The following is a 20,624-nucleotide window of genomic DNA, read 5'->3' as shown; positions in this document are numbered from 1 at the left end:
TTGGTACCGAGATGACCACCACCGTCACCAAAGCCGCGGTCGTCGCCGAGCGGCGGCCCGTCAAGCGGCGCACGGGCGGCGTGGGGCGCCCGGGCTTCGCCTGGGCGCTGCCCGCCACCGCGTTCTTCGTCCTCTTCGCCGTCGTCCCGCTCGTCCTCGTCGCCGTGCTGTCGTTCACGAGCTGGAACGGTCTGGGCTCGCCCCGGTTCGCCGGGCTCGACAACTGGACCAAGCTCTTCGACGACCCGGTGATGCTCAACAGCCTCTGGCTGAGCGTGCTGATCACCGTCCTGGGTGTGCTCGTCCAGACGCCGCTGAGCATCCTGCTCGGCGTCTGGGCGGCGGGCCGCCAGCGCAACCGCGCGATCCTGTCCGCGATCTACTTCGTCCCGCTGCTGCTGTCCGCCACCGCGGTCTCCGTCCTGTGGCGCACCCTGCTCGACCCCAACTTCGGTGTGCCGTCGCAGGCCAAGTGGCTGTTCGGCGACGGCAATCTGCTCGGTATGCAGAGCGGGGCCATCGGGGTGCTCGTCTTCGTGGGCGCCTGGCAGTTCACCCCGTTCCACACCCTGATCTACCAGGGCGCGGCACGGGCCATCCCCCAGGTCCTCTACCAGGCGGCGCAGATCGACGGGGCGGGCACGGTGCGCCAGTTCTTCCACATCACGCTGCCGCAACTGCGCAACACCATGATCACGTCGATGATCCTGATGGTCGTTGGCGGCCTCACCACGTTCGACACCGTCCTGATCCTGACCCAGGGCGGCCCCGGCACGGACACCACCATCAGCGCCTACTACATGTACCAAAAGGCCTTCAAGAGCTTCGACTTCGGCGCGGGATCGGCCATCGCGCTGCTCCTGGTGGTGGTCGCGACGGTCATCTCACTCGTCGTCGTACGGGTCTCGGGCTATGACAAGATGCGCAGCTCGGTGGAGGGCCTGTGAGCAAGCAACGCCCCAACTACCTGGCCGGCCTGGGCTCCGTGGTCTGGCTGCTCGTCGTCGGCGCACCGCTCTACGTCCTGGTCTCGGCGTCCGTGCAATCGCGCGCGGGCTACGGCGAGAGCGGTCCGCTGGGCCTTCCGCGGCACCTCACGCTGCGGAACTACGTCGACGACTTCTCCACCGGCTTCGGCCGGTACTTCCTCAACACGGTGATCGTGACCGTGTGCGTGGTCGCCATCGTCCTCGTGGTGGTGCCGCCGCTGTCGTACACCATCGTCCGCAGCCGCGGCCGCGTCACGACCGCCGTCTTCCGCCTCTTCCTGCTCGGTCTCGCCATCCCCGCGCAGGCGGTGATCGTGCCGATGTTCTACGTCATCAGCAAGGCGGGACTCTACGACAACCTCATCGGCGTCATTCTGCCGACCGCCGCCTTCTCGCTCCCCATGTGCGCCCTGGTCCTGACCGGGGTGATGCGCGACATCACCCCGGATCTGTACGAGGCGATGGCCATCGACGGCGCCTCGTCCTGGCGGGTGTTCCGTCAGCTCGTGCTCCCCCTGTCGCGGGGCGGGCTCTCGACGATCGCGGTCTTCTCCGCCCTTCAGGCGTGGAACGGCTTCCTGTTCCCCCTGGTGCTCACCCAGTCCGATTCCACCAAGGTGATCACCTTGGGGCTCTACAACTTCCGCACCCAGTACGGCATCAACATCCCGGGGCTGCTGGCCGCCGTGGTCCTGTCCATGGTGCCCGTCCTGCTCGTCTACCTGTTCGCCCGGCGCACCCTGGTCCAGGGGCTCATGGGCGTGGGAGGAAAGTGACCCACAACGTGGCCGTAACGACAGACTCCACCACGCCCCTGTGGCGCGACACGAGCCTCGACCACGAGACGCGCGCCGACGCCCTCGTCGCCGAGATGACCCTCCATGAGAAGGTCGCCCAGCTGTTCGGCGTGTGGGTCGGGGCGTCCGACGAGGGCGGTGAAGTCGCCCCGTACCAGCACGAGATGGAGGAGGTGGTCGACCTCGAGGCGCTGCTGGCGCACGGGCTCGGGCAGCTCACCAGGCCCTTCGGCACCGCCCCCGTCGACCCCGCCCTCGGCGCGTTGTCGCTGCTGCGCACCCAGCGCCGCATCGCCGCGGGCAACCGCTTCGGCATCCCGGCCGTGGCCCACGAGGAGTGCCTCGCGGGCTTCGCCGCCTGGGGCGCGACCGCCTACCCCGTCCCGCTCTCGTGGGGCGCGACATTCGATCCGGCGCTGGTACGGCGCATGGCCGGGGCCATCGGGCAGGACATGCGTTCGGTGGGTGTGCACCAGGGCCTCGCCCCCGTGCTCGACGTCGTGCGCGACGCCCGGTGGGGCCGCGTCGAGGAAACCATCGGCGAGGATCCGTACCTCGTCGGGACGCTCGGCACCGCCTACGTACAGGGCCTGGAGTCCGCGGGGATCGTCGCCACCTTGAAGCACTTCGTGGGCTACTCCGCCTCCCGCGCGGGACGGAACCTCGCGCCCGTCGGCATGGGCCCCAGGGAGCGCGCCGATGTGATGTTGCTGCCGTTCGAGATGGCACTGCGGGAGGGCGGCGCCCGCTCGGTGATGCATGCCTACACCGACACGGACGGCGTCCCGTCAGCAGCCGACGAACAGCTGCTCACCGGGCTGTTGCGGGACACCTGGGGCTTCACGGGGACGGTGGTGGCGGACTACTTCGGCGTCGGGTTCCTCAAGACCCTGCACGGTGTCGCCGCCACGTGGGGCGAGGCGGCCGGCGCCGCACTGGCCGCTGGGGTGGACGTGGAACTGCCCACCGTCAAGGCGTTCGGGCAGCCGCTCCTCGACGCGGTCGCGGACGGTCGGGTGTCCGAGGCCGTCGTGGACCGCGCGCTGCGCCGCGTGCTCGTGCAGAAGGCGCAGCTGGGCCTCCTCGACACGGGATGGGACGCGGTGCCGCCGGCGCTGGCCGGTGCCGACCTCGGGGACCCGCAGTCACTGCGCGGAACCGTGGCCCTCGACACCGCGGACCGCCGCGCCCTCGCCCGGGAGGTCGCCGAACAGGCCGTCGTACTGCTCCGCAACGACGGCACACTCCCCCTGGCCCGGCCCGCCCGAATCGCGGTGGTCGGCCCGACTGCCGACACCGCGACGGCCGTCCTCGGCTGCTACGCGTTCCCGGTGCACGTGGGCGCCCGGCACCCCGAGGTACCGGCCGGGATCGAACTGCCCACCCTGGTCGAGTCGTTGAGGGCCGAGTTCTCGGACAGTGAGGTCGTCACCGCGCCCGGGTGCGGCATCGACGACACCGGCACCGACGGTTTCGCCGAGGCCGTGGAGCTGGCCCGTGGCGCCGACGTCGTCGTCCTCGCGCTCGGCGACCGCGCCGGGCTGTTCGGCCGGGGCACCAGCGGCGAGGGCTGCGACGCGGACTCGCTCGCGCTGCCGGGCGTGCAGGAGCAACTCCTCGACTCGCTCCTGGACGCCGGCACACCGGTCGTGGTGACGCTCCTGGCGGGTCGCCCGTACGCGCTCGGCCGTGCGGTACGGGAGTCGGCCGCCGTCGTCCAGTCGTTCTTCCCCGGCGAGGAGGGCACGCCCGCGATCGCCGGTGTGCTCAGCGGGCGGGTCGCCCCGTCGGGACGGCTGCCCGTCAGCATCCCGAACGGCCCGGGCGCCCAGCCGTCCACGTATCTGGCGGCGCGGCTCGGGCAGGTCAGCGGGGTGTCGAACATCGACCCGACACCGGCGTTCGGCTTCGGGCACGGACTGACGTACACGTCGTTCGACTGGTCCGGTCTCACCGTGGAGCGCGCAACGGTCGGGACGGACGGCGAGGCCGAACTCGCCTTCACCGTACGGAACTCGGGCGACCGGGACGGCACCGAGGTCGTGCAGCTCTATCTGCACGACCCGGTCGCCTCGGTCGTGCAGCCCGTCCAGCGGCTGGTCGGATTCGTGCGCCTGACACTCGCGCCGGGGCAGGCCGCGCGGGTCGGGGTGACGGTGCCCGCGGACCTCGCGTCGTTCACCGGGCGGGACGGTCGGCGGATCGTCGAACCGGGCGAACTGGAGCTGCGACTCGGCGCGTCCAGCACCGACCTCCGGCTGACCGCGAAGGTGACGCTCACCGGTCCCGTGCGGGCCGTGGACCACACCCGCAGGCTGCACGCCGGCTTCGACGTCACCGCGCCCTGAACCAGCCGTGGCCCGTACTTTCCAGGAAGGGACCTTCCTGGAAAGTACGGGCCACGCGTCACGGGCGCGCTACCAGATACGCACGCGGTCCGCCGGGTCGAGCCACAGGCCGTCGCTGTCCGACGTGCCGAACGCGTCGTGGAACTCGTCGAGGTTGCGCACGATGTTCGCGCGGAACTCCGGCGGCGAGTGCGGGTCGATCGTCAGGTACTGCTGCTCCTGCTCCTTGCGCCGCTTGGTGCGCCAGCAGTAGGCCCAGTTGAGGAACAGGCGCTGGGAACCGCTGGTGGCCCCGTGCTCCGGCGACGGGGTGTCGCCGAGCGAGATGACGTACGCCTTGTGGCCGATGGTCAGGCCGCCGAGGTCGCCGATGTTCTCGCCGACGGTGAGCGCGCCGTTGACGGACTCGCCGGGCAGGTTGCGCGGCGAGAAGCCGTCGTACTGCTCGATGAGGGCCTTCGACTTGGCCTCGAAGGACGTTTTGTCGGAGGCGGTCCACCAGTCGTTGAGGTTGCCCGCGCCGTCGTACTGGGCGCCCTGGTCGTCGAAGCCGTGGCCGATCTCGTGGCCGATCACGGAGCCGATGCCGCCGTAGTTCTCGGCCGGGTCGGCGTCGGGCGCGAAGAACGGCTTCTGCAGGATGCCCGCGGGGAAGCAGATCTCGTTGGTGCCCGGGTTGTAGTACGCGTTCACCGTCTGCGGCAGCATGAACCACTCGTCGCGGTCGACCGGCGAGCCGATCTTGGCGAGCTCGCGGTCCGTCTCGAACGCCGCGGCCGCCTGCGCGTTGGCGACCAGGTCGTCCACGGTGACCTGGAGCTTGGAGTAGTCGCGGAACTTGTCCGGGTAGCCGATCTTGGGGCGGAACGTGGCGAGCTTCTCGTATGCCCGCTCCTTCGTCTCGTCGGTCATCCAGTCGAGCTGGGCGATCGACTGGCGGTAGGCCTCCAGGAGGTTGGCGACGAGCTCGTCCATCATCGCCTTGGACGCCGGCGGGAAGTGCCGGGCCACGTACTCCTTGCCGACGGCCTCGCCCATCGCGCCCTCGACGAGCGCGACGGCGCGCTTCCAGCGGGCACGCAGCTCCGGGGTGCCGTTGAGCGTGCGCCCGTAGAAGTCGAAGTTGTTCTGGACGAAGGCGTCCGAGAGGTACGGCGCCGAGGCGCGCAGCACGCGCACCAGCACCCAGTCGCGCCACTGCTCGATCGGGAACTCGGTCAGGACCTGGGAGAGGTGGGCGAAGTACGAGGGCTGCCGGACGCAGGTCTCGGCGATGGTTGCGTCGGTGCCACCGAGCCCGGCGGCGTAGCCGTGCCAGTCGAACTCCGGTGCCAGGGCCTTGAGTTCGTCCAGGGCGGTGAGGTTGTACGTCTTCTGCACGTCACGGGTCTCGGCCCGCTCCCAGTGGCCCGCGGCCAGCTTGGTCTCGATGGCGAGGACCGTCCGCGCGGCGGCCGCGGGATCGGCGTGCTCGGCGAGCGTCAGAAGATCGGTGAGGTAGGTGACGTACTTGTCGCGGATCTCGGCGAACTTGTCGTCCCGGTAGTACGACTCGTCGGGCAGGCCGAGGCCGCCCTGCACGACGTTGACGAGATAGCGGTCGGAGTTGCGGTCGTCGGTGTCGACGTACGACCCGAAGAGGCCGGAGCCGCCGACGCGCTCGAAGCGGCCGAGGAACGTCGCGAGGCCGCGGAGGTCGGCGATGGCCGCGACCTCGTCGATCAGCGGGCGCGCCGGCGCGAGACCGAGCGCCTCGATGGCCTGCTCGTCCATGAAGGAGGCGTAGAGCGCGGCGATCTTGCGTGCCTCGCCGGTGTCGGCCGAGGTCGACTCGGCCCCCGCCGCGAGTTCCTCGATGATCGCCTTGACCTGCTCCTCGGCGGTGTCGGCGAGCTGCACGAAGGGGCCCCAGCTCGAGCGGTCCTCGGGGATCGGCTCGGTGTCCAGCCAGTGGCCGTTGACGTGGCCGAACAGGTCGTCCTGCGGCCGGATCTCGGGGTTCATACCCGGGCGGGCGTCATCAAGAATGCTCATCGAGGCAGCTTATGCGAGGCGCGGCCGGGACGTTTCGCAATCCCCCGGGCCGGGTCCACCATGGCGCAGAACGAACATGTTCGTTACAAACTTGTTCGTAACGAACATGTTCGTTACCTTCGTGAGGAGGCTCCCGGAACGGCGGGCGCCACCCCCATCCGAAGGAGCACCCCATGACCACCACGACCCACCACCCCATCGCGATCGTCGGCGCAGGCCTCGGCGGCCTCGTCCTCGCGCGCGTCCTGCACCTCGGCGGCGTCGAAGCGGCCGTCTACGACCTGGAGGCCTCCGCCGCCGCCCGCCCCCAGGGCGGCATGCTCGACATGCACGTCGAGTCCGGCCAGGCCGCACTGCGCGCCGCGGGTCTCCACGAGGAGTTCCTCGCCGCCATCCACCCGGGCGGCGAGGCCATGCGGATCCTGGACCAGCACGGCACCGTACGCATGGAGGAGAGCGACGGCGGCGGCACCGACGGCCGGCCGGAGGTCAGCCGGCACGATCTGCGCGACATGCTGCTCGCCTCGCTGCCGGAGGACACCATCCGCTGGGGCGCCAAGGTCACCGGCGCCCGCCCGCTGACCGGGGGCCGCCACGAGGTGACCCTCGCGTCCGGCGATACCTTCACGACCGACCTGCTCGTCGGCGCCGACGGCGCCTGGTCCAAGGTCCGCCCGCTGCTCTCCGGCGCCCGCCCCGCCTACTCCGGCATCTCGTTCGTCGAGGCGCACCTCGACGACGCGGACACCCTTCACCCGGAGAGTGCCGAAGTCGTCGGCGGCGGATCGCTGTTCGCGCTCGGGGACGAGAAGGGCTTCCTCGCCCACCGCGAGAGCGACGGCCGGCTGCACGTCTACTGCGCGCTGAGGGTGCCCGCCGACTGGTTCACCACCAGCGGCATCGACTTCACCGACACCGAGGCGGCCAAGGCCCGTATCCTCACGTCCTTCGACGGCTGGGACGAGGCATTGCGCGGACTCATCGGCGACGCCGACGGCGCGCTCATCCCGCGGCCCATCCACGCCCTGCCCGTCGGACACCGGTGGGACCGGGTCCCGGGTGTGACGCTGCTCGGCGACGCCGCGCACCTGATGTCGCCGTTCGCCGGGGAGGGCGCCAACCTGGCGATGCTCGACGGCGCCGAGCTGGCCGCCGCGGTCCTGGCGCACCCCGGTGAGACCGAGAAGGCCCTCACCGTCTACGAGGAGGCACTCTTCCCCCGCGGCGAGCACGCCGCGGCGGGGTCCGCCGACAACCTCGACGTCATCTTCCACCCCGACGCCCCGCAGGGCCTGCTCGACATGTTCGCGTCCTTCCGCGAGGAGGCGGAAGCCCCGGGAACGGGTTCGTGACGAACTTGTTCGTCACGAACCCGGCTCGTTACGGTGAGCACGTGTCCCCCCAGCCCGCAGCACCCCGCAGCCGCCGAGAGCGTCCGGCCAAGCCCGCCCTGACCCGGGACGGCATCGTCGCGACCGCGGTCGCGATCATGCGCGACGAAGGCCTCAAGCGCGTCACCATGCGCCGCCTGGCGCAAGAGCTCGACACGGGTCCGGCCTCGCTCTACGTGTACGTGCGCAACACCGCCGAGCTGCACGCGGCCATCCTGGACGAGCTGCTCGGCGCGGTCGACCTCTCCCCCGCCACCGCTCCGGGTGACTGGCAGGACCGCCTGGTGCGGATCCTGTCCTCGTACACCGCGGTGTTGTTCGAGCATCCGAGCCTCGCCCGGTCGGCGCTGGTGGCGATGCCCTCCGGCGAGCACTACCTCGACCTGCTCGAAGCCCTCCTCGCGCTGCTCGCCGAGGGCGGCATCCCGGACGCGCAGGCCGCATGGGGCGTGGACGCCCTTCTGCAGTACGCCACTTCGACCGCGGCCGAGCAGTCCACCCGCGACCGGGACGAGGACGCCCAGGGCGACTGGGACGCGCTGACCACCGCGCTGCGCGACGTGTCCGCGACGACCCACCCGCGCCTCGCGGCGCTCGGTGACGAGCTGCTGTCCGGGCCGGGCGAGGCCCGCCTCGGCTGGGGCCTGCGGGTACTGATCAACGGGATGCCGCACACGCCCAGGCCGTCCACCACCGACGCTCCGTGACCCCCCACCAGCTGTCGAGGCAGGTCAACGCGTCGCCCTGACATCCAGGCGCACGGTCAGCCGGCGGCCGGTCATGCCCTTCGCGGCGGTCACACCGAACGCGTAACGGTCCACGACAGCCGACGCCACGACCGTCAGACGGCGACCCTCGACAGTCACGCTCTCGACGGTGACATCGATCGGCCGGCTGACACCGAGGACGGTCAACTCCCCCGTCAGGACTGTCCCGTCGGACCCGGCCTCGATGCCGTCACCACGGAACGCGAACTCGGGATGGGTCGCCACATCGAGGTAGTCGGCCGACCGTACGTGTTCGTCGCGGCGCGCCACACCCGACTCGAACGTGTCCGCTCCGATCCTCACGTCCACCGTGGACTTCTCGACAGGTCCGGCCACGTCGATCCGTCCCCGCGTGATCCGGAAGCTCCCCCGCACCGGGAACAGCCCGAAGACCGTGCGCATACGGAAGTTCACGCTCGACGCCGCCGGATCGATCTCGTACGTGCCGCTCTCCGGCACAGGATGTTCTCCCACTCGCGATGCCACCATGACCTCCGTCGGTCTCGACGCCGCCGGCGCGGCGGCTGACCTCAGCATGTCGGGTGGCGGATGGCATGCGGCAGAGCGAGATGTCGTCGCCCGGCCGGTACAAATGTCACTGCCGACGGCCACCGAACAGGCGCCACGTCCACCCGATGCGACCAACTGCCATCCCACGCAGAGGTGTTCCCATCCGGGTTCGACACCGTCCGAAGCGGCCCGCACGGCCGTACATGGTGTCACCCCACCAACACCGGGCAGGAGCAATGCAGCGAAGAACCGTGCACAAGTGTGTGTGGTGTGAGTACCCTTCGGCACCAACACACACAGCCCCACAGCAACAGGAAGCGGGCAGTCATGTCGGACAGCAACACGCTCAAGTCCCAGTACTCCGCCCAAGTGGAGGCCGACCTCGAGCGCAACGCGAAGGAACAGGAACGCGTCGCCGCCGAGTTGGCCGCACTTCAGGAGCAGCTCCAGACGCTGGACCACGACCGCACCCTGCTGGCGGGAATGCGCGAGGCACTCTCCGGTCAAGGCACGGCGGCGGTGGCCGAGGAGGCGCCGGTAGCACCGAAGGCGGAGTCTCCCGTCGAACTCCCCAAGGCACGCAAGCCGAAGGGCGAGAGCGCGGCACCCAAGCAGCGCGCGAAGAAGGAGGCCGGCAAGAAGCCCGCCGCGAAGAAGGCACCCACCGCCGCGCAGCCCCGCACCCCCGGCTCTCCCACCCTGCGGGAACTGGTCCTGAACCTCATCACCACGAGCACCGAGCCGCGTTCGGCAGCCGAGGTCACGACGACGCTCGCCGAGTCCCACCCGGAGCGCAAGGCCGGCGGCACGGTCGTACGCAACACCCTCGAGTCCCTCGTCGCCCGCGGTCAGGCCGAGCGCACCAAGCAGAACAAGTCCGTGTTCTACACCGCCCTTCCGGCCGCGGCGGCCACCACTGAGGACGCCGACAAGAAGGACGCTCCGGCGAACGCCTGAGATATTCGGTCCCGGCACCGCACAACCACCGCTATCGTGCGCCCTCATGGAACCCGCCCCTGAGACGTACACCGCACTGGCGTCCCGCATCCGGGCGGCGGCGCCGCGGTGCGGACCGGTCAGGCTCGTCGCCGTGGACGGCCCGTCGGGGGCGGGCAAGAGCACGTTCGCCGAGCGCCTGGCCGGGGCACTCGGCAGCGCGCGGATCGTGCACACGGACGACTTCGCCTCATGGGACGACCCGTTGGGCTGGTGGCCCCGCCTCGAGGAGCAGGTGCTCCGGCCGCTGGGGAGCGGGGTGGCCGGCCGGTTCCAGCGCTACGACTGGGTACGGCGCGAACTCGCCGAGTGGCACGACGTTCCCGTCGGCCACACCCTCGTCCTCGAAGGTGTGTCGACGGCACGCCGGGCCGTCGCCGACCGTCTCACCTGCGCCGTGTGGGTCGAGACGGGACGCGCGGTGCGTCTGCGCAGAGGCCTGGTCCGCGACGGCGAGGACGCGCTGCCGCTGTGGCGTACGTGGATGGCCGCGGAGGACGAGCACTTCGCCCAGGACGGGACACGCGAGCGGGCCGACGTGGTGGTCGACGGCAACCCGCACACCGTGCCCGCCGATCCGGCGCACACCTACATGCGCCTGCGGTAGACAGCTACGTCCGTAAGGGAGTTCAGGACCGGCCGGCACGTGAGGTGCGTCGCGCCAGGATGTCCAGGACGCGCTCGCCCCACCGGAGGTTCTCCTCCTCGAAGGAGCGGCCGCGCATCAACGTCAGGTACGGGCCGATGCGTTCGGCGTCGCGCAGGTACGTGTCCTCGTCGCGCCCGTCGAGGAGCCGCTCCCGAAGGCGTTCGTAGCGGGCCAGTTTGCCGCGCGCCCACCCCATGCGCTCCTCGACGAGCGCGCGCACGGCGTCCGGGTCCGCGCTGTCCGAGGCCTGGATCTTGACCATGAGTTCGTCGCGGATGGCGGTGGGCCTCGGCGGGGCGACGGCGAAGTCGTCCAGGGCGGCGCGTCCCGCGTCGGTGAGCGTGAACATCCGCTTGTTCGGCCTGCGTTCCTGCGGCACGACCCGAGCCTCGACCAGGCCGTCCCCGGCGAGGCGCTCCAGTTCGCGGTAGAGCTGCTGGGGGGTCGCGGACCAGAAGTTGGCCACCGCCACGTCGAACACCTTGGCCAGGTCGTACCCCGACGCCTCGCCCTCCAGGAGAGCCGCGAGGACCGCGTGCTTCAGAGACATCTGGACACGCTAACACCGGCACGATTAATCTCGGCCGCACCTATTCAACAAATTGACTATGGAGCGCGCGCATGCAGGCATTCCGCAAGGCCGTGGAAGCGAACGACCCCGACGCCGTCGAGGCGCTCCTCGCCGAGAACGTCGTGTTCACCAGCCCGGTCGCCTTCCACCCGTACCCGGGCAAGGCGATCACCGCCGCGATCCTGCGGGGCGTCACACGGGTCTTCGAGGACTTCCGCTACGTACGGGAGATCAACAGCGCCGACGGCCGCGACCACGCCCTGGTCTTCGTGGCCCGCGTCGGCGACCGCGAGGTCAACGGCTGTGACTTCATCCACCTCGACGAGGACGGGCTCATCGACGACCTCACCGTCATGGTGCGCCCCCTGTCCGGCGCCGAGGCGCTCTCCGAGGCCATGGGGGCGCAGTTCGAGCGGATCCGGCAGGAGGCCGCGGGCGCGTAGCCGCCGCCACGGCATGGAGGCCGGCCGGGGTCACCAGCCCCGGCCGGCCTCCAGGAGCTGGTCACGGACGAGGGCGATGTGCGGGTTGTCCGGCGTGCCGGGGCGCTGGACGACGTAACCGGTGTTGAACGGCGGGTCCTCCGGGTCGTGGAGGAGAACGAGCGCCCCCGCGGCGAGCAGCTCGCGGCACAGATAGCGGGGCAGCACGCTGAATCCGGCCCCGGCCGCCACTGCGGACACGACACCGCGCAGATCGGGCACGGTGACGGCGGCCTTGCAGGTCAGGCGCCTGCCGAAGACGTGCTGCCAGTACCGGCGGACGATCGGGAGTTCCTCCGCGTACGTGATGAGCGGGACGGTGTGCAGCATCCCGGGCCCGTCGGCGGCGATCCGGTGCGGGCCGCCGATACGGTCCGCCCAGGCCGGGGCGGCGACCAGGACGAACTCCTCGTCTGCGAGAGGCACCGACGTCAGGTTGCGGCCGCGGGGCCGGGCGGTGGCGATGACGAGGTCGTGCCGGCCGGTGCGCAGCTCCTCCAGGAGCGGGTCGGTCAGCCCGGTGGCGACGCGCAGCCGCACCCCCTTCTCGACCAGGGGCGCCAGCGCCGGCAGGACGCAGTGGCACAGCATCTCGGCCGGTCCCGCCAGATGGACGGGCTCGGCCGCGGCGTCCGTGCCGGGACCGCCCTGTCCGGCGACGGCCGAGAGGGCGTCGAGCGGGTCGACCACGCGGGACGCGAGCTCGTCCGCAAAGGGGGCGGGAGCGACACCGCGCGGCAGCCGCTCGAACAGTTCACGGTCCAGCTGCCGCTCCAGCGCGCGGATCTGCGTGGTGACGGTCGGCTGCGACAGGCCGAGCAGTCGCGCGGCCGCGGTGAAGGAACCCGACCGGTACACCGCGAGGAAGGTACGCAGCAGATTCAGGTCCAGCGGGCCCGTGTGCGCCGTCCGGCCTATTCCCGGAGACCCATTCGAATCCCTATTTCTCATATTGGCCACCCTATTGGATTCCTATGGGAGACCCGCCCTACGGTCGGTGCCATCGCCACACACTGACGATCTGAGCACAAAGCGTCAGAGGTTCCGCGATCCGAACCCGTCCTCCGGGCCCGCGGGCCCGCACCCTCGGAGCACTCACCATGTCGAAGATCCTTTTCGTAGTCACCGGCGCCACCCACTGGACGCTGGCCGACGGCACCCTGCACCCCACCGGCTTCTGGGCCGAGGAGGCCGTCGCCCCGTACGAAGCCTTCAAGGCCGCGGGCCACGACATCGTCGTGGCCACGCCCGGCGGCGTCGTCCCGACCGTGGACAAGGGCTCCCTCGCACCCGAGTTCAACGGCGGGCAGGCGGGCGCGGACCAGGTGGCGGCGGCCCTCGCCTCCTTCGGCGAACTACAGCACCCGGTCAAGCTGGAAGAGGTGAACCTCGACGACTACGCGGCGGTGTTCTACCCCGGCGGCCACGGCCCCATGGAGGACCTCTCCGCCGACGCCGACTCGGGCAGGCTCCTCACCCTCGCCCTGGAGACGGGCAAGCCGCTCGGCATCGTCTGCCACGCCCCGGCCGCCATGCTCGCCGCGATCAAGAGTGACGGCACCAACGCCTTCGCCGGGTACAGGGTGACCGGCTTCACCAACACCGAGGAGACCCAGGCCGGCTTCGCCGACAAGGCGAAGTGGCTGCTCCAGGACCGCCTCCTCAACGCGGGCGTGGACTTCCAGGAGGGCGAGCCGTGGGCCCCGAAGACCGTCGTCGACCGCAACCTGGTCACCGGCCAGAACCCGTCCTCCGCCGCCCCGCTCGCGGCCGAGCTGCTCAAGAAGCTGGCCTGACGATGGGCGCCGACCGGCTCGACGAGGTCCTCGACGCCGCCTACGACTGCCTGACCAGGTACGGCGTTCGGCGCACCACGATGGACGACATCGCTTCCACGATGGGCGTGTCCCGGTCCGCGGTCTACCAGTACGTACGCAACAAGGACGACGCCTTCCGCCGGCTCGCGGAGCGTCTGCACACGCAGGCGCTGGAGCGGGCGCGGCGGGCGGCGGCCGTCGAGGACACCCCCGTAGCCGAGCGCGTCCGGGGTGTCCTGGCCGCCAAGCTCGAGCTGGTGCTTCGCCTCGCCGGGGACTCGCCGCACTCCGCCCAGCTGCTCGACGCCAAGGCCCGGCTGTTCGGCGACATCTGCCACACGTTCACCGCCGATCTGCGCCGGCTGCTGACCGGCCTGTTCACGGAGGCGGGCACCCCCGCCGCCGTGGCACCCGCCGAGGCCGCGGACATCTGCATCGCCCTGGTGGTCGGCCTGGAGTCGGTGTCCGACGCGCGGCAGTTGTTCACCCCGGCCACGGACGCGCTGCTCGCAGGGCTCCTCACCAGCCCCATATCCGAGTGCACCTCGCGGGTGACAACGCCCGGCGGGGCGCCGCCCGGATCCGCGACGCCCCCCACCTGACCGGCCACACTGTGCCGACCGCAGGCCACCGCCGCGCTCTCCCCACCCCTGACCTCCCGCTCGACACCCGCCGGGCACCCCCTCGCAGGAGACCCCTCGTGACCGACATCGAAGACCTTGTCGCCCGCCTCCGCACCACCTTCGCCGGTGGCCGCACCAAGCCGCTCGCCCGGCGCAAGGAGCAGCTCACCCGGCTGCGCGCCCTGTTCACCGAGCACCGCGGTGACATCGCGGACGCCCTGTACGCCGATCTGCACAAGCCGCGCGCCGACGCCTTCGCCACCGAAATCGACTTCCCCGTACGGGAGATCGACCACACCCTGAACCATCTCGACGAGTGGCTTCGCCCCCGGCCCGTGGCGTCCGGCGCCCTCGCGGGCCTGCCCGACGGTTCGGCGGCCGGAACGCAGTACGACCCGCTCGGCACCGTCCTGATCATCGCGCCCTGGAACTACCCGGTGCAGCTGCTGCTCGTGCCGCTCGTGGGCGCGCTCGCGGCCGGCAACACCGTCGTCCTCAAGCCGAGCGAGGTCACCCCGGCGACGTCCGCGCTGATCGCCCGTCTGGTGCCCGAGTACCTCGACAAGGAGGCCGTCGCCGTCGTCGAGGGCGGCATCCCGGAGACGACCGAGCTGCTCGCCCAGCGCTGGGACCACATCTTCTACACCGGCAACGGCATGGTCGGCCGCATCGTCATGCGGGCAGCCGCCGAGCACCTCACCCCGGTCACCCTCGAACTGGGCGGAAAGTCCCCGGTGTTCGTGGACCGCGACGTCAATCTGAACCGCGTCGCCGAGCGTCTCGCGGGCGCCAAGTTCCGCAACGCCGGGCAGACGTGTGTCGCCCCCGACTATGTGCTCACCGACCCCGAGACCGCCCCCGCGCTCGCCGCCGCGCTCGCCAAGGCGGTCGAGGTGATGTTCGGCACCGACCCGCAGGCCTCGGACGCGTACGGCCGCATCGTCAACGAGCGGCACTTCGACCGGGTGTCCGCGCTGCTCGACTCCGGGACGACGGCCTTCGGCGGGCAGACCGACCGCGACGACACCTACATCGCGCCGACCGTCCTCACCGGCGTGAAGCCCGACGAGCCGGTCATGCGCGAGGAGATCTTCGGCCCCGTCCTGCCCATCGTCGAGGTCGCCGGGCTCGACGAGGCCATCGAGTTCATCAACGACCGCGACAAGCCGCTCGCCCTCTACGGCTTCACCGAGAGCGAGGACACCCGGCGCCGCCTCGCCGACGAGACGTCCTCCGGCGGCATTGGATTCGGGCTGCCGATGGCCCATCTCCGCGTCCCCGAGCTGCCGTTCGGCGGAGTCGGCGAGAGCGGTCTCGGCAGCTACCACGGCCCGCACTCCATCGCGACGTTCAGCCACCGCAAGGCCCGGCTCGACGTACCGCTGGGCTGAGTCCGGCAGGGTGGGGCGGGTCCCGGCGGCCCGCCCCTCCCGCAGCCGCGAGCCGTGGGTCTCAACTGCCTCGCATACGCGAGTGTGTGGCAGTCATGTGGAGCTTGCCCGCACCGTGTGCCCCGCCCGCCTCCCGCGCCCTAGGCTCCCCGGTTGATCAACTCAATCCGTGCGCCGGGAGGCACCCCATGGCAGAACAGGGCCGTTCGCCACGCGACCCCGTGGAAGAAGCCGCACAAGCCGCACAACCCGCACAATCTGAACGTCCCGATGGTCCCGGCGGTCCCGGACGGCGCAGGGTCCTCGCGTATCTGCTCGCCGCTCCGACGCTCGCCGTCGGCGCGCGCCTCGGCCTGGACGCCGTGGGCGGCGAGTCCGCCGAGGCCGCGGTGCCTTCGCTGCCGCAGCCGGAGGAGCTCTTCGACCTCGGTGACATGCAGACCCTGGCGGCGGCGCCCACGTCCGGTCTCATCTCCGTCCAGGTGCACTCGGACGGGACGGCGTCGTTCGCGGTCCCGCGCGCCGAGGTGGGACAGGGCATGACCACGGCGGTCGCCATGATGATCGCCGAGGAGATGGACCTGCCCCTGGCGAAGGTACGGGTGTCCCTGGCCGACGCCCGCCCGGAACTCCTGATGAACCAGCTGACCGGCGGCTCCAACTCGATGCGCAGCATCTACCTCCCGGTCCGCTCCGCCGCGGCCGTGGCCAGACAGCGGCTCGTCGCCACGGCCGCGCAGCAGTGGGGTGTGCCGGAGTCCGAACTGACCACGCGGGAAGGCGTGATCACGGACGGCGCCGCGAAGAGCGCGACGTACGGCTCGCTCGCCGAGGCCGCCGCCAGCGCGCGGACCGTCACCGCCTCCGCGCACCTCAAGTCCACGTCGGACTTCACGATCCTGGGCACGCCGCAGAACCGTGTCGACGCACGCGACATCGTGACCGGCGCCAAGAAGTTCGGCATGGACCTTCACGTGCCCGACGCGAAGCCGACGATGGTGCGCAGGCCGCCCACGGTCAACGGCACCGTGGTCTCCGTCGCGAACGCCGACGCCGTCAGGAACATGCCGGGCATCACCGATGTCGCCACCGTCAAGCACGGTGTCGCGGTACGCGGCGAGACGTTCGGCCAGTGCATCGACGCACTGCGCGCGCTCGAAGTGACCTGGGGCCCCGGCACCGTGGACAAGGAGTCGGACGACACCGTCCTCGCCAGGCTCAGGGCCGCGGCGCTGCCCATGGTCGTTCCGCCGCTCCTCACGAAGAAGATCGACGCCGAGTTCACCTTCGCGTTCGCCAGCAACAGCCCGCTGGAGCCGGACAACGCGATAGCCGACGTGCGCTCCGACCGCGCCGAGATCTGGGCGAGCCTCAAGGTTCCGATCGTGGCGCAGCGCGACATCGCCGACCGGCTCGGGCTGCCGCAGACGGCCGTCACGGTGCATGTGGTGGAGGGCGGCGGTTCGTTCGGGCGGCATCTGTTCCACGACGTGGCTGCCGAGGCCGCGGAGATCTCGCAGAAGATGGGCAAGCCGGTCAAGCTGTCGTGGTCGCGGACCGACAACTTCCGGCAGGGCAGGACCCATCCGATGTGCATCTCGCGGGTGCGCGCCACCTACGCGCTCGGCAACGTCGTCAGCTACGAGCAGCGCCACACCAGTTCGCAGACCGACTTCGGGCACGGGCTCGGCGAGATGATCACGTCGACGGCGGCGAAGCTGCCCGTGGCCGGCAACCTCACGTTCGCCGAGACCATCTTCCAGCTGACCCAGTCCACGCCGTACAACTTCGGTGTCACCACGCAGCTCCTCAACGAGGTGCCGCTGAAGTTCAACACCGGCAGCATGCGCAACATCTACTCGCCCAATGTGGCGTGTGCGCGCGAACTCGTCGTCGACCAACTGGCCGCGAAGATGGGCAAGGACCCCGTCGCGTTCCGCCGCGAGTTCCTCAAGGAGGAGCGCCTGCGCGCCGTCCTGGACAAGGCGGCCGAGGCCGGGGAGTGGGGCAGGGCGCTGCCCGCCGGTGTCGCGCAGGGGATCGCCCTGCACACGGAGTACCGCGGCGCGGTCGCCTCGCTCGTCGAGATCGACTGCCGGCCCGAGACGGTGAACCGCAAGGTCAGGGACGGGGTGACCGGCCCGCGCGTGACCCGCGCCCTGATGGTCGTCGACGCCGGATTCGCCATCAACCCCCGTGGTCTGGAAGCCCAGATGATGGGCGGGATGAACGACGCGCTCGCGATGGCCCTCACGTCCAGCCTGCACATCAAGGACGGCATCCCGCTGGAGGGCAGCTGGGATCACTACTTCTACACGCGGCAGTGGAACACCCCGCCCGACCTGCGGGTCATCGTCATGCCGTCCACCGGTGACAAGCCTTCAGGGGCCGGCGAGCTCGGTGTCGCGCCCGCGTTCGCCGCCATCGCCTGCGCCTACGCCCGTGCCACGGGCACGCTGCCGACGAGCTTCCCGATCAACCACGGCACCCTCTCCTTCGACCCACTGCCGCTCGAACCGTCCACACCCCAGTCCCCCACCGACGGTCTCGACCGCGCGTTCTGAGGAGCCCCGCCATGCCCAGTCACACCTTCAAGCTCAACGGCGAGCAGATCACGGTCGAGGCCGAGGACGACGTACGGCTGCTGTGGGTCCTGCGCGACCTGCTCGGCGTCACCGGACCCAAGTACGGCTGCGGCCTCGGCGTCTGCCAGGCCTGTACGTCGCACATCAACGGCAAGGCGTTCAACCCGTGCTCGGTGCCGGTGTCGAAGATCGGCCCCGACGACGAGGTCACCACCATCGAGGGTCTGCCCGCCACCGTGGGCAAGGACCTCCACCCGATGCAGGAGGCCTGGCTCGACCTCGACGTCGCGCAGTGCGGGTACTGCCAGCCGGGCCAGATCATGACGGCGGTCGCCAAGGTCCGCCGCGCGGCGGAGGACGGCCGCGACATCACCGACGCGGACCTCGACGAGATCCGCAACATCTGCCGCTGCGGCACGTACACCCGCATCCGCGAGGCCATCAGGGCGGGCGCCAAGAACATGTGAGGAGCCGCAACGCCGGCGGCCGGCTACGTCAGCGGCCGCGGCGGCGCGGGTCCCCTGCCGACGTCGCGTACGAGGTCCAGGCCGAGCACCCGGTCCACGTACGCGAAGGTCTCGAAGAGCGCTCCGGCCGGGGCGTCCCCGGAGTGCTCCAGGAGGTGCAGCGTGCGCAGCACCCCGGGCAGGTCGAGGTCGTCCTCCAGGCAGTCGCGGATGCTGTCGCGGGCAGGTCCCGGCATGGGCCGCGAAGGGCTGTCCGCCCAGGTGGCCACCGCGTGCCGCCAGCGCAGGAGCGTGTGATGGGCGGCGGACACCGTCGCGGGAGCGAGGCGCAGCGGCTCGGTGCGCGGCTCGGTCAGCAGGGCGAGGCGCAGGGCCAGCGGGTCGTCGGCCCTGTCCGCGACACCGTCAGCGGCGTGGGCGTCGGCGACAGCAAGCCGGATGACGTCCCCGTCCGCCTCGTCCGGTGCTTCCTCGCTCCGGCTCAAACGGACGGCGAACGGCCCGCCCAGCTCACCCTCCACGCCCCGCTCGTCGCCGTGGGCGGCGGCCGGGTGCATGCCGAGTTCGGCGGCCCGCACCTGGAGCGCCGCGCGTCGCGTGTCGGCCCCGTCCGGGCAGATCAGCCCCGTGTACGCGATGGTTCCCGACAGTTCCAGTACGCGGGTCAGGACGTCGGCGACGAGCATCGCCCGTACGTCGGAGAGCGCCTCGCCGCCCTCGGGAAGGGCCACGGGTACGCCGATGCGCACCACGCTCCGGTGCATCACCGGAGCGACAGGAAGGCCCGAACAGGCATCGACGAGGCGCAGCATGGCGCGAAGCCTATGCGCAACTCCCTCCGCCCGCCGAGACGTGCGGCCGAATCCGGACCTCGCGCGTCGCGGATCGGGGGTCCACGACCGGCGTTCAGGCTCAACTGACGGAGATCACGGGTGCGTTGGCCGGGCTGTCACTTGTGGCGGACCCTGAAGCCGGTGACGGCCAGCAGGAGTACGGCCGTGGCCTGGATCGCGGCCACCACGGCGATCAGCACAGGGATCGAGGTGTCGTAGAGCACCCCGGTCAGTGCTCCTCCGGCGAACGCGGCCAAACCCACGACCGCGGCGAAGACGCCGTAGGCCGTCGCCCTGCGGCCAGGCGCGACGAGATCGGCCACGACCGCGCGCAGGGTGGACTCCTGCACACCGGTCGCCGCACCCCATACCAGGGCGCCGAGCACGACCGGCGCGAGCGAGTCCGTGAACGCGAGCGCGGGCACGGCCGCCGACAGGACCGGCAGGACGATCAGCACACGTGGCCCGACCCGGTCGTACACCCACCCGGTCGCCAGCGCGGCCAGCGCGTCGACGCCCATGGCGGCCGCGTAGAGCAGGGGGACGGCGGCGGTCGGGACGAGCCCGCGCGCGACGAGGTGGAAGGAGAGCACACCGAACGTCGCGAAGCCCGTCATCGTCGCGGCGGTGAAGGACGCGTACACCCAGAAGTCGCGCGGCAGTCGGGCGCCGGGTTGCGGCTGCTCGCTCTTGGGTGTGACCGCGCGTTCGTAGGCCGCCGGGTCGGGGACCTGGCGCCGCAGCCGTACGAGCAGGGCGAGTACGGCGACGCCGGGCACCGCGAGGACCGCGAGCGCGGGCCCGTAGTCGTCGCCCGTCAGAGCCAGCATCCCCGCCACCGTCAGCGGGCCGAGCAACGCGCCCACCTGGTCCAGCGCCTCGTGCACCGCGAACCCCTTGCCGAGCCCGGTGGCCGCCGCCGCGTACGAGAGCAGCGTGTCCTTGGCGGGTGAGCGCACCGCCTTGCCGACCCGTTCGGCGATGACGAGCGCGCAGGCCGCCCACAGCACTCCGGTCGAGCCGAGCGGGGGGACGCTGGCGACGGTCAGCGTGTAACCGGCGATCGCCCACCCCCAGAACCGGCCGCTGCGGTCGGCCAGCGGTCCCGAGCCGAGGCGCAGCAGGAGCGCCGCCGCCTCGCCCGCTCCCGTCACCGCGCCGACGACGGCCGCGGATGCGCCGAGCGAGGCGAGGAGCGGGCCGGTCACCGAGCGGGCGCCCTCGTAGACGAAGTCGGCGAGGAGGCTGACCGTGCCGAACCAGACCACGAACCGCCAGGGCCTCATCGCTGTCGCGTCTTGGCTCATCCGGCCTCCTCCCCGCCGTCTTTCGGGTGCGTCGGCGGCGCCCCGCCCGATGATTCGGCGCCGCGTG

At 71.2% G+C, this 20,624-nt stretch carries 19 protein-coding genes; 13 read left to right on the top strand and 6 right to left on the bottom strand.

The genetic code is table 11. The features are described 5' to 3' along the window. Positions 1-11: 11 nt before the first annotated feature. From OHA58_RS35100 to OHA58_RS35090, 3 genes are read left to right on the top strand one after another with little or no spacing between them, the layout of a single operon-like run. The gene (locus OHA58_RS35100) at positions 12-947 is read left to right on the top strand and encodes a carbohydrate ABC transporter permease (RefSeq protein WP_405483741.1); all 936 of its coding nucleotides are present in this window, start codon (positions 12-14) and stop codon (positions 945-947) included. Further along, on the top strand, positions 944-1,765 hold the full coding sequence (locus OHA58_RS35095; RefSeq protein ID WP_405483740.1) for a carbohydrate ABC transporter permease: 822 nt from the start codon (positions 944-946) through the stop codon (positions 1,763-1,765). Before OHA58_RS35100 ends, OHA58_RS35095 begins: the two co-directional genes overlap by 4 nt. Further along, positions 1,762-4,134 carry a beta-glucosidase gene (locus OHA58_RS35090; RefSeq protein ID WP_405483739.1) on the top strand — a complete coding sequence of 791 codons (2,373 nt, stop codon included), beginning with the start codon at positions 1,762-1,764 and terminating at the stop codon, positions 4,132-4,134. Before OHA58_RS35095 ends, OHA58_RS35090 begins: the two co-directional genes overlap by 4 nt. A 69-nt stretch (positions 4,135-4,203) precedes the next feature. Here OHA58_RS35090 and OHA58_RS35085 read toward each other — a convergent pair whose 3' ends face one another. Next, positions 4,204-6,168 (bottom strand): M13 family metallopeptidase, encoded by a 1,965-nt coding sequence (locus OHA58_RS35085; RefSeq protein ID WP_405483738.1) that lies wholly within the window; start codon positions 6,166-6,168, stop codon positions 4,204-4,206. A 173-nt stretch (positions 6,169-6,341) separates the two neighbouring features. Between OHA58_RS35085 and OHA58_RS35080 the strand changes: the two genes are divergently transcribed. Beyond that, the gene (locus OHA58_RS35080; protein WP_405483737.1) at positions 6,342-7,520 is read left to right on the top strand and encodes an FAD-dependent oxidoreductase; all 1,179 of its coding nucleotides are present in this window, start codon (positions 6,342-6,344) and stop codon (positions 7,518-7,520) included. Between the two features lie 41 nt (positions 7,521-7,561). Then, positions 7,562-8,266, top strand: a complete 705-nt coding sequence (locus tag OHA58_RS35075) for a TetR/AcrR family transcriptional regulator (RefSeq protein WP_405483736.1) — start codon at positions 7,562-7,564, stop codon at positions 8,264-8,266. Positions 8,267-8,290: 24 nt separating this feature from the next. Here OHA58_RS35075 and OHA58_RS35070 read toward each other — a convergent pair whose 3' ends face one another. After that, entirely contained in the window at positions 8,291-8,800 is a 510-nt protein-coding gene (locus OHA58_RS35070) for a YceI family protein (protein ID WP_405483735.1), read from the bottom strand. Between the two features lie 363 nt (positions 8,801-9,163). On the opposite strand from OHA58_RS35070, the gene OHA58_RS35065 reads away from it, so the two are divergent. Both OHA58_RS35065 and OHA58_RS35060 read left to right on the top strand, forming a co-directional pair. Next, positions 9,164-9,793 (top strand): hypothetical protein, encoded by a 630-nt coding sequence (locus tag OHA58_RS35065; protein ID WP_405483734.1) that lies wholly within the window; start codon positions 9,164-9,166, stop codon positions 9,791-9,793. A 46-nt stretch (positions 9,794-9,839) separates the two neighbouring features. Beyond that, entirely contained in the window at positions 9,840-10,439 is a 600-nt protein-coding gene (locus OHA58_RS35060; RefSeq protein WP_405483733.1) for a uridine kinase, read from the top strand. A gap of 22 nt (positions 10,440-10,461) precedes the next feature. On the opposite strand, the gene OHA58_RS35055 is transcribed toward OHA58_RS35060, so the two are convergent. Next, positions 10,462-11,031: a PadR family transcriptional regulator gene (locus OHA58_RS35055; protein WP_405483732.1), complete on the bottom strand. Its 570-nt coding sequence runs from the start codon at positions 11,029-11,031 to the stop codon at positions 10,462-10,464. 71 nt (positions 11,032-11,102) lie between these two features. Between OHA58_RS35055 and OHA58_RS35050 the strand changes: the two genes are divergently transcribed. Continuing rightward, positions 11,103-11,495, top strand: coding sequence for a nuclear transport factor 2 family protein (locus OHA58_RS35050; RefSeq protein ID WP_116500671.1), 393 nt, complete (start codon positions 11,103-11,105; stop codon positions 11,493-11,495). Positions 11,496-11,525: 30 nt separating this feature from the next. On the opposite strand, the gene OHA58_RS35045 is transcribed toward OHA58_RS35050, so the two are convergent. Continuing rightward, positions 11,526-12,485: a LysR family transcriptional regulator gene (locus OHA58_RS35045; RefSeq protein ID WP_405483731.1), complete on the bottom strand. Its 960-nt coding sequence runs from the start codon at positions 12,483-12,485 to the stop codon at positions 11,526-11,528. A 149-nt stretch (positions 12,486-12,634) separates the two neighbouring features. Between OHA58_RS35045 and OHA58_RS35040 the strand changes: the two genes are divergently transcribed. The 5 genes from OHA58_RS35040 (at position 12,635) to OHA58_RS35020 (ending at position 18,417) form a co-directional block, all read left to right on the top strand. After that, on the top strand, positions 12,635-13,330 hold the full coding sequence (locus OHA58_RS35040) for a type 1 glutamine amidotransferase domain-containing protein (protein WP_405483730.1): 696 nt from the start codon (positions 12,635-12,637) through the stop codon (positions 13,328-13,330). A gap of 2 nt (positions 13,331-13,332) precedes the next feature. Next, positions 13,333-13,953, top strand: coding sequence for a TetR/AcrR family transcriptional regulator (locus tag OHA58_RS35035; protein ID WP_405483729.1), 621 nt, complete (start codon positions 13,333-13,335; stop codon positions 13,951-13,953). A gap of 98 nt (positions 13,954-14,051) precedes the next feature. Further along, a complete protein-coding gene (locus tag OHA58_RS35030; protein WP_405483728.1) occupies positions 14,052-15,365 on the top strand; it encodes an aldehyde dehydrogenase family protein in 1,314 nt (437 codons plus the stop codon). 188 nt (positions 15,366-15,553) lie between these two features. Continuing rightward, positions 15,554-17,929 carry a molybdopterin cofactor-binding domain-containing protein gene (locus OHA58_RS35025; protein WP_405483727.1) on the top strand — a complete coding sequence of 792 codons (2,376 nt, stop codon included), beginning with the start codon at positions 15,554-15,556 and terminating at the stop codon, positions 17,927-17,929. 11 nt (positions 17,930-17,940) lie between these two features. Continuing rightward, positions 17,941-18,417: a (2Fe-2S)-binding protein gene (locus tag OHA58_RS35020; protein ID WP_405483726.1), complete on the top strand. Its 477-nt coding sequence runs from the start codon at positions 17,941-17,943 to the stop codon at positions 18,415-18,417. Between the two features lie 23 nt (positions 18,418-18,440). Here OHA58_RS35020 and OHA58_RS35015 read toward each other — a convergent pair whose 3' ends face one another. Then, entirely contained in the window at positions 18,441-19,229 is a 789-nt protein-coding gene (locus tag OHA58_RS35015; RefSeq protein ID WP_405483725.1) for a hypothetical protein, read from the bottom strand. 137 nt (positions 19,230-19,366) lie between these two features. Continuing rightward, positions 19,367-20,557 (bottom strand): MFS transporter, encoded by a 1,191-nt coding sequence (locus tag OHA58_RS35010; RefSeq protein ID WP_405483724.1) that lies wholly within the window; start codon positions 20,555-20,557, stop codon positions 19,367-19,369. Between the last annotated feature and the right edge of the window lie 67 nt (positions 20,558-20,624).

Source organism: Streptomyces sp. NBC_00009 (genome assembly GCF_045040855.1).
GTDB lineage: Bacteria > Actinomycetota > Actinomycetes > Streptomycetales > Streptomycetaceae > Streptomyces > Streptomyces aureus.
Note: the sequence above shows the minus strand (reverse complement) of the source record. Positions and strands in the feature narration are given on the sequence as shown.

What these genes read in the sequence shown, in the direction of transcription:
- OHA58_RS35100 (WP_405483741.1), top strand. Translation starts at nt 12, where the DNA reads ATGACCACCACCGTCACCAAAGCCGCGGTCGTCGCCGAGCGGCGGCCC.
- OHA58_RS35085 (WP_405483738.1), bottom strand. Translation starts at nt 6,168, where the DNA reads ATGAGCATTCTTGATGACGCCCGCCCGGGTATGAACCCCGAGATCCGG.
- OHA58_RS35080 (WP_405483737.1), top strand. Translation starts at nt 6,342, where the DNA reads ATGACCACCACGACCCACCACCCCATCGCGATCGTCGGCGCAGGCCTC.
- OHA58_RS35065 (WP_405483734.1), top strand. Translation starts at nt 9,164, where the DNA reads ATGTCGGACAGCAACACGCTCAAGTCCCAGTACTCCGCCCAAGTGGAG.
- OHA58_RS35060 (WP_405483733.1), top strand. Translation starts at nt 9,840, where the DNA reads ATGGAACCCGCCCCTGAGACGTACACCGCACTGGCGTCCCGCATCCGG.
- OHA58_RS35055 (WP_405483732.1), bottom strand. Translation starts at nt 11,031, where the DNA reads ATGTCTCTGAAGCACGCGGTCCTCGCGGCTCTCCTGGAGGGCGAGGCG.
- OHA58_RS35050 (WP_116500671.1), top strand. Translation starts at nt 11,103, where the DNA reads ATGCAGGCATTCCGCAAGGCCGTGGAAGCGAACGACCCCGACGCCGTC.
- OHA58_RS35045 (WP_405483731.1), bottom strand. Translation starts at nt 12,485, where the DNA reads ATGAGAAATAGGGATTCGAATGGGTCTCCGGGAATAGGCCGGACGGCG.
- OHA58_RS35040 (WP_405483730.1), top strand. Translation starts at nt 12,635, where the DNA reads ATGTCGAAGATCCTTTTCGTAGTCACCGGCGCCACCCACTGGACGCTG.
- OHA58_RS35035 (WP_405483729.1), top strand. Translation starts at nt 13,333, where the DNA reads ATGGGCGCCGACCGGCTCGACGAGGTCCTCGACGCCGCCTACGACTGC.
- OHA58_RS35025 (WP_405483727.1), top strand. Translation starts at nt 15,554, where the DNA reads ATGGCAGAACAGGGCCGTTCGCCACGCGACCCCGTGGAAGAAGCCGCA.
- OHA58_RS35020 (WP_405483726.1), top strand. Translation starts at nt 17,941, where the DNA reads ATGCCCAGTCACACCTTCAAGCTCAACGGCGAGCAGATCACGGTCGAG.
- OHA58_RS35015 (WP_405483725.1), bottom strand. Translation starts at nt 19,229, where the DNA reads ATGCTGCGCCTCGTCGATGCCTGTTCGGGCCTTCCTGTCGCTCCGGTG.
- OHA58_RS35010 (WP_405483724.1), bottom strand. Translation starts at nt 20,557, where the DNA reads ATGAGCCAAGACGCGACAGCGATGAGGCCCTGGCGGTTCGTGGTCTGG.